General features: G+C 72.8%; 11 protein-coding genes. 7 read left to right on the top strand and 4 right to left on the bottom strand.

The features are described 5' to 3' along the window. A complete protein-coding gene (glp, locus tag IE170_RS18355) occupies positions 1-1341 on the bottom strand; it encodes a molybdotransferase-like divisome protein Glp (protein ID WP_223856724.1) in 1341 nt (446 codons plus the stop codon). Between the two features lie 4 nt (positions 1342-1345). After that, positions 1346-2248: a UTP--glucose-1-phosphate uridylyltransferase GalU gene (gene galU, locus IE170_RS18360; protein WP_189810466.1), complete on the bottom strand. Its 903-nt coding sequence runs from the start codon at positions 2246-2248 to the stop codon at positions 1346-1348. A 95-nt stretch (positions 2249-2343) separates the two neighbouring features. On the opposite strand from galU, the gene IE170_RS18365 reads away from it, so the two are divergent. Further along, complete coding sequence (locus IE170_RS18365) at positions 2344-2973, top strand: 5-formyltetrahydrofolate cyclo-ligase (protein WP_229884925.1); 630 nt, start codon at positions 2344-2346, stop codon at positions 2971-2973. Here IE170_RS18365 and IE170_RS18370 read toward each other — a convergent pair. Then, the gene (locus IE170_RS18370) at positions 2957-5815 is read right to left on the bottom strand and encodes a penicillin acylase family protein (RefSeq protein WP_189810468.1); all 2859 of its coding nucleotides are present in this window, start codon (positions 5813-5815) and stop codon (positions 2957-2959) included. The two genes, IE170_RS18365 and IE170_RS18370, sit on opposite strands and share 17 nt — an antisense overlap. 279 nt (positions 5816-6094) lie before the next feature. Between IE170_RS18370 and IE170_RS18375 the strand changes: the two genes are divergently transcribed. The 6 genes from IE170_RS18375 (at position 6095) to mscL (ending at position 12047) form a co-directional block, all read left to right on the top strand. Then, positions 6095-7678 carry a potassium/proton antiporter gene (locus tag IE170_RS18375; protein ID WP_229884943.1) on the top strand — a complete coding sequence of 528 codons (1584 nt, stop codon included), beginning with the start codon at positions 6095-6097 and terminating at the stop codon, positions 7676-7678. Positions 7679-8099: 421 nt separating this feature from the next. Next, entirely contained in the window at positions 8100-9410 is a 1311-nt protein-coding gene (locus IE170_RS18380) for an MFS transporter (protein ID WP_189810469.1), read from the top strand. A gap of 67 nt (positions 9411-9477) precedes the next feature. Beyond that, on the top strand, positions 9478-9747 hold the full coding sequence (locus IE170_RS18385) for an FmdB family zinc ribbon protein (protein ID WP_189810470.1): 270 nt from the start codon (positions 9478-9480) through the stop codon (positions 9745-9747). Between the two features lie 77 nt (positions 9748-9824). After that, positions 9825-10658 carry an S-methyl-5'-thioadenosine phosphorylase gene (locus IE170_RS18390; protein ID WP_189810471.1) on the top strand — a complete coding sequence of 278 codons (834 nt, stop codon included), beginning with the start codon at positions 9825-9827 and terminating at the stop codon, positions 10656-10658. Positions 10659-10865: 207 nt separating this feature from the next. Beyond that, positions 10866-11405: a hypothetical protein gene (locus tag IE170_RS18395; protein WP_189810472.1), complete on the top strand. Its 540-nt coding sequence runs from the start codon at positions 10866-10868 to the stop codon at positions 11403-11405. 141 nt (positions 11406-11546) lie between these two features. After that, positions 11547-12047, top strand: a complete 501-nt coding sequence (gene mscL, locus IE170_RS18400; RefSeq protein ID WP_189810473.1) for a large conductance mechanosensitive channel protein MscL — start codon at positions 11547-11549, stop codon at positions 12045-12047. Positions 12048-12051: 4 nt separating this feature from the next. Here the strand turns inward: mscL and IE170_RS18405 are convergent, their stop codons facing one another. Beyond that, positions 12052-12264 (bottom strand): hypothetical protein, encoded by a 213-nt coding sequence (locus IE170_RS18405; protein WP_114057905.1) that lies wholly within the window; start codon positions 12262-12264, stop codon positions 12052-12054. Positions 12265-12271 lie beyond the last annotated feature (7 nt).

Genomic DNA, 12271 nt, shown 5'->3' on the forward strand with positions numbered 1-12271 from the left:
TCAGCCGAGCAGGACCACGTCGAGCTCGGCGCCCGGCTCGACGGAGGTGACGTCCTCCGGTACGACCATCAGCGCGTCGGCGTGGGCCAGCGCGGCGATCAGGTGCGACCCGGAGCCGCCGACCGGGCTGACGGTGCCGGTCTCGGGGCGGTGCGCGCCGCGCAGGAACTGGCGGCGTCCGGCCGGGGAGGTGAGGGCCTTGTCGGCCTCCAGCCGGGCCCGCACCACGGGCCGGCTGACGTCCGGAAGGCCCATCAGGGTGCGGATGGCGGGCCGGACGAAGAGCTCGAAGGAGACGTACGAGGACACGGGGTTGCCGGGGAGGGCAAGCAGCGGGGTGTGGTCGGGGCCGATCGTGCCGAAGCCCTGGGGCTTGCCCGGCTGCATGGCGATCTTCCGGAACTCCATCCGCCCGGCGTCCGGCCCGCCGTCGGCCGCGCCGGCCGAGGACAGCGCCTCCTTGACGACGTCGTACGCGCCGACGCTGACGCCTCCGGTGGTGACCAGGAGGTCGGCGCGGACCAGCTGGTCCTCGATGGCCGCCTTCAGGCTCTCGGCGTCGTCGGCGACGGCCCCGACGCGGTAGGCGATGGCGCCGGCGTCCCGGGCGGCGGCGGCGAGCGCGAAGCTGTTGGAGTCGTAGATCGCCCCGGAGGTCAGGGCCTCGCCCGGCTGGACGAGTTCGCTGCCGGTGGACATGACGACCACGCGGGGCCGCGGCCGCACCCGTACGGTGCCCCGCCCGATGGCGGCCAGCAGGGCGATCTGCGGCGGCCCGAGGACGGTGCCGGCGGCCAGGGCGAGGTCGCCGGCGCGGACGTCGCTGCCGCGCGCGCGGACGTGCGCCCGCGCCTGCGCCGGCCGGTGCACCCGCACCTCGCCGCCCGCCCCCTCGGGGGCGGCGCTCGCCGGGGCCATCGCCGCGGCGGCCCCGGCGCCCGTGCCGCCGTCGGTCCACTCGACGGGGACGACGGCCTCGGCGCCGGGCGGCAGCGGGGCCCCGGTCATGATCCGGGCGGCCTGGCCGGGACCGACGGCCGGGAGCTCGCCGCTGCCGGCCGCCACGTCCCCGATGACGGTGAGGACCGCGGGGAACTCCTCGCTGGCGCCCTGCACGTCGGCGGTGCGGACCGCGTACCCGTCCATCGAGCTGTTGTCGAAGGGCGGGAGCGCGACGGGCACGGTGACGTCCTCGACGAGGACGCAGCCCTGTGCGTCGAGCAGGCGGAGCTCGATCGGCTCCAGCGGCCTGACGGCCGCGAGGATGTCAGCGAGGTGCTCGTCCACCGACCACAGCCGGCTGCTGCCGGTGTCCTGCTGCGACGCGTCAGGGCTGCTCAAGGTGCTACATCTCCTCCGTGACGTAACGGTGAAGCCAGGTGCGGAACTCGGGGCCCAGGTCCTCGCGCTCGCACGCGAGGCGGACGATGGCCCGCAGGTAGTCGCCGCGGTCCCCGGTGTCGTAGCGGCGGCCCCGGAAGACCACGCCGTGCACCGGGCCGCCGATGCTCTCGTCGGCGGCCAGCTTCTGCAGGCCGTCGGTGAGCTGGATCTCCCCGCCGCGGCCCGGCTCGGTCTCCCGCAGTATGTCGAAGATCGCGGGGTTGAGGACATAGCGTCCGATGACGGCGTAGTTGCTGGGCGCCTCGGCGGGGTCCGGCTTCTCGACGAGGCCGGTGACGCGGACGACGTCCGCCTCGCCGGTCGGCTCGACGGCCGCGCATCCGTACAGGTGGACGCTGGCGGGGTCGACCTCCATGAGGGCGACGACGGTGCCGCCGGTGCGCGCGTGGACCTCGGCCATCTGGCGCAGCAGCGGGTCACGGGGGTCGATCAGGTCGTCGCCGAGGAGGACGGCGAAGGGCTCGTTGCCGACGTGCGGCTCGGCGCACAGGACGGCGTGGCCGAGGCCGCGGGGGTCGCCCTGGCGGACGTAGTGCATCGTCGCCAGGTCGCTGGACTCCTGCACCTTCTTCAGCCGGTCGTCGTCGCCCTTGGCGGTGAGGGCGGACTCCAGCTCGTAGTTGCGGTCGAAGTGGTCTTCGAGGGCGCGCTTGTTACGTCCTGTGATCATGAGCACGTCGTCCAGGCCGGCCGAGACGGCCTCTTCGACGACGTACTGGATGGCCGGCTTGTCCACGACCGGGAGCATTTCCTTGGGCGTCGCCTTCGTCGCCGGAAGGAAGCGGGTGCCGAGGCCCGCGGCAGGGATGACTGCCTTTTTGATCACGGGGTGCAACTGAGTCATGGGCAGAACCATAGTGGGTGATGCCGTGGCCCCAGCTTGGATTCCGGCAAATACGTCATGGTCTGGGCCGATTTGAAGGGATAACTGAGACCGCCGTGGTAGAGAACCCGCCGAACGCGTCGAACCCGTCCGAAAAGGCGCTGCTGCGCCGCACCCTGCTGGCCGCCCGCCGCGCCCTGCCCGCCGAGGCCCTGGCCAGGGCGGCGCGCGCCCTGTCCCGCTCCGCCCTCGCCCTGCCCGAGCTGGCCGGCGCCCGCACCGTGGCGGCGTACGTCTCGATCGGCAGCGAGCCGGGCACCCGGGACCTCCTCGACGCGCTGCGCGCGGCCGGGAAGCGGGTGCTGCTGCCCGTCCTGCTGCCCGACAACGACCTGGACTGGGCGGTGTACGAGGGCCCCGGCTCCCTCGCCGAGAGCGCCCGGCCGGGCTTCATGGCGCTGCTGGAGCCGGTCGGTCCGCGGCTCGGCCCGGAGGCCGTCACCGGGGCCGACGCGGTGCTGCTGCCGGGCCTCGCGGTGGACCGCCGCGGCATGCGCCTCGGGCGCGGCGGGGGCTCGTACGACCGGGTGCTGGCGCGCCTGGAGCGGGCGGGGGCCCATCCGGCGCTGGTGGTGCTCCTCTACGACGACGAGGTGGTCGCGCGGGTCCCGGAGGAACCGCACGACCACCCCGTCCAGGCGGTGGCCACCCCCTCGGGGGTGGTCAGGTTCACGGCTTCAGCGTGAGCGTCTCCACGGTCGCGCGGTCCACGGCCTCCTTGCCGAAGGGCCAGTCGAGCAGCTCGCCCTTGGCCCAGAGGGTCGTCTGGTCCGTGTAGTTGCCGTGGTAGGCGTGGCCCGAGGCGCCGGTGAGGTTGATCCAGCGGGATTTGTCCAGGTCGTGGAGGTTCACGACCATGCGCATCGACGGGACCCAGGTGACCCCGTACCCGCCGGAGGCGTTCCAGCCGGTCGCGTTGACGGTGGCCTCGCCGCCGCCGAGGTTCCAGGGGCCGCGGTTGAGGAGCCACTTCATGAAGCCGGGGCCCTCGGTGCCGATGGTCTGGTTCTTCAGGGTCAGCTGGTGCAGGCGGCCCCAGCTCCAGGTGGACTGGTCCTTGCCGAGCTTGGCGGTCAGCTCCCAGCGGGCGTCGACCATGGCGCGGGCGAAGAGCTGGTCGCGGGTGGTCGCCGCGGGCTTGTTGCGGACGGCCGGCGACTGCCACCAGCTCGACTTCTCGTCCTTGACGAGCCGGCGGACCACCTCGAACCAGCGGTCGCCGCCGTCGGGCTGCGCCGAGTCGGCGTCGCGGGCGCCGCATTCGCGGACCACCTCTGCGAGGTCGTCGGCGGGGCCGCTGCTGGTGTCGTGGACGTTCAGGCAGCTGCCCTCGATGCGCAGCTCCTTCGGCATCTTGTCGGCGAAGGCCAGTTTGAGGATGTTGCGCCAGACGGCGTTGAAGTAGGCCGCGGCCGCCGAGTCCGGCTCCTGTGTGTAGTTCCAGCCGTCGAGGAGCTTCTGCGCGGCGCGGACGTCCGGGTCGTTGATCTCGATCTTCGACAGCATCGGGGTCAGCAGCGCGGCGATCTCGCTGCCGTTGTCCATCTGCATGGCCCGCATGTCGTCGGTCGAGATCTTGCCGTTGTCCTTGATCTTCGCCTCGATGAGGTCGTTGATCCGCTGGCTGCGGGCGCCGTAGCCCCAGTCCGACGTCAGGGCGTACGGGTACTTGCCCGCGCCGGAGCCGCTCTCGACGACGGCCTGGTTGGCGGTGACGATGTAGCCGCGGGCCGGGTTCTGGTCGTAGGGCATCTCGTCCTGCGGGATGTAGCCCCCGTTGCCGTCCTTGCCGCCCTTCCAGGCGTACTTGGAGTCCCAGCCGGGGGCGGGGGTCCGGCCGTCGTGGGCGCCGCGGACCGGGATGCGGCCCGGGGCCTGGTAGCCGATGTTGCCCTCGCGGCCCTTGCTGTCGGCGTAGATCAGGTTCTGGGAGGGCACCTCGAAGTCGCGGGCGGCCTCGCGGAAGGACGCGAAGTCCGTGGCGCGGTTGAGCTTGAAGACGGCGTCCATCGACTTGCCCGGGTCCAGCGCGGTCCAGCGCAGGGCGACGGCGTAGCCGTTGCCGCGGTCGGGGGCGGCGCCGGCGACGGGGGCGCGGGCGCCGACGGTGTCGAGCTCGTCGCTGCGGTCGGAGATCAGCGGTCCGTTGTTGGTGGTGCGGACGGTGATCTTCTTGCTCTTCGCGCCCGCGATCCGGATCTCCTCCTCGCGGGTCTCGAAGGGGACGACCTTGTTGTCGTAGACGTAGCCCTCGGGCTTGACCTGCTCCAGGTACAGGTCGGTGACGTCGGCGCCCAGGTTCGTCATGCCCCAGGCGATGTCCTTGTTGTGGCCGATCACCACGCCCGGCATGCCGGAGAAGGTGTAGCCGGAGACGTCGTACTGGCACTTCGCCGAGACGGCGCGGCAGTGGAGGCCCATCTGGTACCAGACGGACGGCAGCTGCGGGGAGAGGTGCGGGTCGTTCGCGAGCAGCGGCTTGCCGGTGGTCGTGTACTTGCCGGCGACGACCCAGGAGTTCGAGCCGATGCCGCTGCCGTTCGGGCCGAGGATCGCCGGAATCTCGTCCAGGGTCTTCGCCAGCGCGGTCAGGCGGGTGCGCAGGCCCGCGCTCGCGCCCGGGGCGCCGGCGGTCTCGGCGAAGCCGTCCGCGGCCGGGGCCGGGCGGGTCGAGACGGGGGAGGCGGGCGTCGACTGCGAGCGGGAGCCGCCGGAGCCCGAGCCGCTGCCGGAGCCGCCCGCGGAGCCGGAGCCCGTGCCGCTGCCCTGGGGGGTGTACTTGCCGCCCTCGATCCGGCCGCCCTCGACGATCGCCTTGTTCCGGTCGAAGGGGTAGGGCGGGTACAGCTCCTCGATCTGCTGCGGGGTGAGCTTGTTCGCCAGCAGCGCGCGGTCGATCTCGTCCTGCATGTTGGCGCGCAGGTCCCAGGCCATGGCCTTCAGCCAGGCCACCGAGTCGACGGGCGTCCACTGCTCGGGCCGGTAGTCGTCGCTGAGCTTCAGGGCGGCGTGCTCGACGGAGAGGTCCTTGCCGGACTTGCCCTTGAGGTAGGCGTTGACCCCGTCGGCGTAGGCCTGCAGGTACTTCTTCGTGTCGGGCGAGAGCTTGGTGTCGTACTCGGCCTGCGCGACGCGGCGCCAGCCGAGGGTGCGCAGGAACGCGTCCGTCTCGACCTGGCCGGGGCCGAACATCTCGGAGAGCCGGCCGGAGGTCATGTGGCGGCGGACGTCCATCTCCCAGAAGCGGTCCTGGGCGTGGACGAAGCCCTGCGCGCGGAAGAGGTCGTCGTCGTTGTCGGCGTAGAGCTGCGGGATCCCGTGGGAGTCGCGCTTGACCTCGACGGTGCCGGTGAGGCCGGGCACCGAGAGGGTGCCGCTCGTCTGCGGGAACGAGGCGCGGATGGTGTCGGCGCTCCAGTACGTCCCGTACCCGAAGCCCGCGAGGAGCCCCAGGACCAGAACGAGCACGATCAGACGGGCGCGTCGTCCCTTCTTCTTGGCGGAAGGGGCGGTTTCGTTGGCGGGCATCGCTGTCCTTCGAGGGGCAGGGTGGTCCTGGGAATGCTGAGAGCAACCATAGGCGCAGGACCGGGTCCGTTGATCCGGCAGGGGTCGAGGGTCCTCAGGACAGGCCCGAACAGGCGTTTCACAATGTGGGTATCGCGTAAAGGATGCGTCAAAGATTAGGTAAGGTAACGAACTGCATCACCGCCGGTCGCCCGGAGGAACGATCCGCCAGGCGCGTTGAGGGAGGGCCGCCCGCTGACCGTCCACACGCTCAATGCACTCCTGCTCGCCTGCTCGCTCGTGCTGCTCGTCGCCGTGGCGGCGGTGCGCCTCTCCTCGCGCAGCGGCCTTCCCAGCCTGCTCATCTACCTCGGCATCGGCATCGCCATGGGGCAGGACGGCATAGGCAACATCGCCTTCGACAATGCCGAGCTGACCCAGGTCATCGGATACGCGGCCCTCGTCGTGATCCTCGCCGAGGGCGGTCTCGGCACGAAGTGGAAGCAGATGGGACCGGCGCTGCCGGCGGCGGCCATGCTGTCGCTGGCCGGCGTCGCGGTGAGCGTGGGCGTGACGGCGGCGGGGGCGCACTACCTGGTCGGGCTGGAGTGGCGGCAGGCCCTGCTGATCGGCGCGGTCGTCTCCTCGACCGACGCGGCGGCCGTCTTCTCGGTGCTGCGGAAGGTTCCGCTGCCCTCCCGGATCACGGGCGTGCTGGAAGCGGAGTCCGGTTTCAACGACGCGCCCGTCGTCATCCTGGTCGTCGCGCTGTCGGCGGCGGAGCCCGTCCACGCCTGGTACGTCCTGGTCGGCGAGATCGCGCTGGAGCTGGCCATCGGCGCGGCGATCGGCCTCGCCGTCGGCTTCCTCGGCGCGTACGGGCTGCGGCACGTGGCGCTGCCCGCCTCGGGCCTGTACCCGATCGCCGTCATGGCGATCGCGGTGTCCGCGTACGCGGCCGGGGCGATGGCGCACGGCTCGGGCTTCCTCGCCGTGTACCTGGCGGCCGTGGTGCTGGGGAACGCGAAGCTGCCGCACTGGCCGGCCACGCGCGGGTTCGCGGACGGGCTCGGCTGGATCGCCCAGATCGGCATGTTCGTCCTGCTCGGGCTGCTCGTCACGCCGCACGAGCTGGCCGGGGACTTCTGGCCGGCGGTGGTCATCGGCCTGGTGCTGACGATGGTGGCGCGGCCGCTGTCGGTGTTCGCGAGCCTGCTGCCGTTCGGGCTGCCCTGGCAGGAGAAGGCCCTGATGTCGTGGGCGGGCCTGCGCGGCGCCGTCCCCATCATCCTGGCGACGATCCCACTGGTGACGGGCATCGAGGGCAGCGACCGCGTCTTCAACATCGTCTTCGTGCTGGTCGTCGTCTACACGCTGGTCCAGGGGCCGACCCTGCCCTGGGTGGCGCGGAAGCTGAACATCGGCGCCGGCGACGAGACGGCCGCCGACCTGGGCATCGAGTCCGCCCCGCTGGAGAAGCTGCGCGGGCACCTGCTGTCCTTCTCCATCCCTGCGGCCTCGCGGATGCACGGCGTCGAGGTGAGCGAGCTGCGGCTGCCGCCGGGCGCCTCGGTGACGCTCGTGGTCCGGGACTCCGAGAGCTTCGTGCCGCTGCCGTCGACGGTGCTGCGGCGCGGGGACGAGCTGCTGGTCGTGGCCACGGACCCGGTGCGGGACGCGGCGGAGGCGCGGCTGCGGGCGGTCGCCCGGGGCGGCAAGCTGGCCGGATGGCTGGGGACGGGGAACGGAACCGGCCACGGGGCCGGACGCCGAGCGGGGCACGGGCACAGGCCTGGGCACGGATCGGGGCACGGGGGGCACGGATCGGGGCAGGGGGCGCGCCGCCGCGCCGGACTCCGGCGCCGGCACCGCCCCGGCGGGTGACCCGGGCGGGGGTGGCGCGGCGCCTCGTTTCGAGGGGGTCGGGGTGCCCGTACGACATTGAACGGCGCTCAAATTCGGCCATTTTCGATGGATTATGAAGGGCTTTGCCCTTATCCCATGGTCCACGGAGGGTGAAGTTCCACTTAATCGCAAGCAAAGGCACGATTTGTCAGCGGAATCACAGGGCGTAGTAGCGGAGCTGCCTGTACCATAAAGGCACACCACATCGAACCAACTCTGCCTGATGCAGAGCTGGCGCGACCGCAAAGCGGCCGTGGCTGCCCCCGCAGTGGGCGCCCAGGTATCACTCGGTTCTGCGCAAGAGGACAGCTCTCGGGGCTCCTACGTACGGGTGCGGCCGCTCACCAGCGAAACACCTCCGCAGACCGGGAGCTCTACCAGGCAGCGGAAAGGCCAGGCCGTGACATCCGCGGTCACGACCGACACGTCCGCCCGACCCGGTTACGGACAGCTCCTGCGCACTCCCGGCGCCCTCGGCTTCGTCCTCCCGGGGTTCGCCGCCCGCCTCCCCTTCGGCATGCTGACGATCAGCATCCTGCTGCTGGTGCAGCACACCACCGGCTCGTACGCGAGCGCCGGCATCGTCTCCGCCGTCACCGGCATATCCATGGCGCTGTTCGCCCCGGTCATGGGCTCCCTCACCGACCGCCACGGCCAGAGCGCCGTGCTCGTCCCGGGCGTCCTCGCGCACGCCGCCGCCGTCGCCGGGCTCGTCGCCCTCGCACTGACCGGCGCCCCGCTGTGGGCGCTCGCCGCGGCAGCCGTTCCGACCGGTGCCTCCGTGCCGCAGGTCGGCCCCATGGTGCGGGCCCGCTGGGCCGCCCGCCTGGAGGGCTCGCCGCTGCTGCCGACCGCCGCCGCGTTCGAGTCGGTCACCGACGAGTTCACCTTCGTCGTCGGCCCCGTCCTGGCCACCGCCCTGTGCACCGGCGTCCACCCGGCCGCCGGCCTGGCCACCGAGGCCGTACTGACCCTCGCCGGCGGCCTCGTCTTCGCCGCCCGCCGCGCCTCCCAGCCCCGTGCGCACGCTCGCCACGAGGCCGGCGCCGTCCGCCGCGGCTCGGCGCTGGCCCACCCCGGCCTGCGCGTCCTGATCGCCGCCTTCCTCGGCATCGGCGCCGTCTTCGGCGGCATGCAGGTCTCCCTGGCCGCCTTCTCCAACGAGATCGGCAACCCGGGCGCGAACGGTCTGCTCTACGGCGTCTTCGCCGCCGGCAACATGATCGCGGGCATCGCCTGCGGTGCCATCGCCTGGAAGATCGGCCCCCGCCGCCGCCTGCTGCTCGGGTACGCCGGCCTGACCGCGGCCGCGTCCGTGCTGTGGACCGCCGACTCCGCGATCCTGCTCGGCGGGCTCGGCCTCCTCGTCGGCCTGTGCATCGCCCCCGCCCTGATCACCGGCTACACCATGGTCGAGGCGCTCGTCCCGGCGAACACCCGGACCGAGGCCTTCACCTGGCTCACCGGCGCCGTCGCCTTCGGCCAGGCCGTGGCCGTGATCGTGGCCGGCAACCTGACGGACTCGCACGGCTCCGCCTACGGCTTCCTCGTCCCGATGGCCGGCACCGCCCTGGCCTTCGCCACCCTGGTCGCCCTGCGCGCCAAGCTGGCACCCAAGGCCCCGAGCCGGGTCGTCGGCGCATCAGCGACCCGCACCGACGCCGCCGAAGGGCGTGGCGTGGGTCACCGCACGCCGGTGACGGTGGACTGATCGGACGGAATGCGTCACCATGGAGCATCGTTAGCACTCATCGAGTCAGAGTGCCAGGAGGAAATTCGTGCCGACCTACCAGTACCAGTGCACCGAGTGCGGTGAGGGCCTTGAGGCCGTGCAGAAGTTCACCGACGAGGCGCTGACCGAGTGCCCGAGCTGCCAGGGACGTCTGAAGAAGGTGTTCTCCGCGGTCGGCATCGTCTTCAAGGGATCCGGTTTCTACCGCAACGACAGCCGCGGCGCCTCGTCGAGCAGCACCCCGGCCTCCACGCCGAAGCCGGCCGCCGCCGCTCCGGCCGCGTCGTCGAGCAGCAGCTCCACCTCGGCCGCCTGATCCCGCCCCATGCCTTGCGAGGCCCCGCCGCCCTTCCGGCCGGCGGGGCCTTCCGCATGCCCCGTTAGGGTGACCGCATGACTGACGCAGAGATCGGTGTGATCGGCGGATCCGGCTTCTACTCCTTCCTGGAGGACGTGACCGAGGTCCGGGTGGACACCCCGTACGGGGCCCCGAGCGACTCCCTCTTCCTCGGCGAGCTGGCCGGACGCAAGATCGCCTTCCTGCCCCGCCACGGCCGGGGCCACAAGGTCCCGCCGCACCGCATCAACTACCGGGCCAACCTGTGGGCGCTGCGCGCGGCCGGCGTCCGCCAGGTGCTCGGGCCCTGCGCGGTCGGCGGGCTGCGCGCCGAGTACGGGCCGGGGACGCTCCTGGTCCCCGACCAGCTGGTGGACCGTACGAAGTCGCGCACGCAGACCTTCTTCGACGGCGAGCCCCTGCCCGACGGGTCCGTCCCGAACGTCGTGCACACCACCTTCGCCGACCCCTACTGCCCGGCCGGCCGGGCGGTGGCCCTGGCCGCGGCGCGCGGCCGCGGCTGGGAGCCGGTGGACGGCGGCACGATGGTCGTGGTCGAGGGGCCGCGGTTCTCCACGCGCGCCGAATCGCAGTGGCACGCGGCGATGGGCTGGTCCGTGGTGGGCATGACGGGCCACCCGGAGGCCGTCCTCGCCCGCGAGCTGGGCCTCTGCTACACGTCGATGGCGCTGGTCACGGACTTGGACGCGGGCGCGGAGACCGGCGAGGGCGTCTCGCACACCGAGGTGCTCCGGGTCTTCGGCGAGAACGTCGGCCGGCTGCGCGAGGTCCTCTTCGACGCGGTGGCGGCGCTGCCGGCGACGGAGTCCCGCGACTGCCTGTGCACGCACGCGCACGACGGCTGGGACCTGGGGATCGAGCTGCCGTGACCCGGCTGCCGTAAGGGGGGACGGGCGTACGCGGCTGCGCACGCGCGCCGGGCCGGACCCGGCCGGGCACTCGGGAGGGTGATGGGGCCGTCCACAAACCCGGGACCGTCCACAGGCCCGGGCGGGGCCGGCCGGGGAGGCGGATGGTGGGGGTGTCCGGACGCCGGGTCCGGACCCCGCGAACCCGACCTCTTGGTGGTGGCAGCCATGTCCTCCGACACCCTCGACGCCTTCCTCTCCCCCTGCCCGCCCGCGCCGTCGTGCCCGCCCGCGCGGCGGGTGCCCGCCTTCGCGCCGCTGCGGGTCGGCCCCGGCCGCTACCGGCTGCGCCCGGTCCTGCGCCGGCGGCGGCGCACCGCCTCCGGGGCGCTGGCCCTGATCGCGGCGGTGCTCGCGGTGGCGGGCGGCGGCCAGGCCGCCCAGGCCTCCCGGGGAGCGTCCCCGCCGGCGGCGGGACCCCCTCCCGCGGCGGTGCGGATGGTGTCGGCGCCGGTGCGCATCGCCGACGCGGCGACCGTACGGCTGCTGCGCCCGGGCGACCGGGTGGACGTGGTCGCGGCGGAACGGGCGGGGCCGCCCCGGCTGGTCGCGGCGGGGGCCCGGGTCGCCCGGGTGCCCGCCCCCGAGCAGGAGGCGGGGGCGGCCGGGGACGGCGGGGCGCTGGTGGTGCTGTCGGTGCCCCGGGACACCGCGCGGGAGCTGGTGGGGGCGGCGGCCACGGCCCGGCTGGCGGTGGCGCTGTGCTGAGGCGGCCGGGCGTGGCGAATCGGACTGGAGTGCCGTCGATCCACCGCGGACGGACGCCCGATTGGACACGGCCGTGCCCGACTGCCGTAGCTTTCGGAACCGTTGGCTCCATGTACGGCGGATTCGAGGAAGGGCTCAGTCGTGAGCAAGAACAAGGAAAGCGTCCTGGCGGGCTTCAAGGCCTTCCTGATGCGGGGCAACGTGGTCGACCTGGCCGTCGCGGTGGTCATCGGCGCGGCGTTCACCAACATCGTGAACTCGGTGGTGAAGGGCATCATCAGCCCGCTGGTCGGGGCGATCGGCACCAAGAGCCTGGACGTCTACTCCTCCTGTCTGAAGGGCCCGTGCGGGGTCGACGAGAAGGGCGAGGCGATCGGCGTCAACATCCTGTGGGGCTCGGTGCTGAACGCCACCCTGACCTTCCTGATCACGGCGGCGGTCGTCTACTTCCTGATGGTGCTGCCGATGGCCAAGTACCTGGCCAGGGTGGAGGAGCGCCGCAAGGCCCGCGAGGGTGTGCAGGAGACCATCGAGGTCACCGAGCTGGAGGTGCTGAAGGAGATCCGCAACGAGCTGGTCGCCCAGCGCGCCCTGAACGGCGGCGGCTCCGGCACCCCCGGCACCGGCGGTCCGCGCCTCTAGCCCGTCACAGGTGGTGGGGCGGCTTCTCGTCGAGGAAGCGGGCCAGGTCGGCCGCGCTCCCGGCGGCGGGCGGCCGCTCCCCCCAGCCGCGGTCGGTGTCGTCAGAGGACTGCTGGTCCAGCGGGTCGTCGAAGACCAGCCGCGGCTTCGGCTTCTTCGGGGCCGGCTCGGCCGCGGGCTCGGGGCGGCGGTCGCCGGAGGCGGGGGCGGTGCTCATGCCTCCA

Origin of the sequence: Streptomyces toxytricini (assembly GCF_014649915.1) — a bacterium.
In the GTDB taxonomy this organism is placed as follows: domain Bacteria; phylum Actinomycetota; class Actinomycetes; order Streptomycetales; family Streptomycetaceae; genus Streptomyces; species Streptomyces toxytricini.

What these genes read in the sequence shown, in the direction of transcription:
- galU (WP_189810466.1), bottom strand. Translation starts at nt 2,248, where the DNA reads ATGACTCAGTTGCACCCCGTGATCAAAAAGGCAGTCATCCCTGCCGCG.
- IE170_RS18370 (WP_189810468.1), bottom strand. Translation starts at nt 5,815, where the DNA reads ATGCCCGCCAACGAAACCGCCCCTTCCGCCAAGAAGAAGGGACGACGC.
- IE170_RS18390 (WP_189810471.1), top strand. Translation starts at nt 9,825, where the DNA reads ATGACTGACGCAGAGATCGGTGTGATCGGCGGATCCGGCTTCTACTCC.
- IE170_RS18395 (WP_189810472.1), top strand. Translation starts at nt 10,866, where the DNA reads ATGTCCTCCGACACCCTCGACGCCTTCCTCTCCCCCTGCCCGCCCGCG.
- IE170_RS18405 (WP_114057905.1), bottom strand. Translation starts at nt 12,264, where the DNA reads ATGAGCACCGCCCCCGCCTCCGGCGACCGCCGCCCCGAGCCCGCGGCC.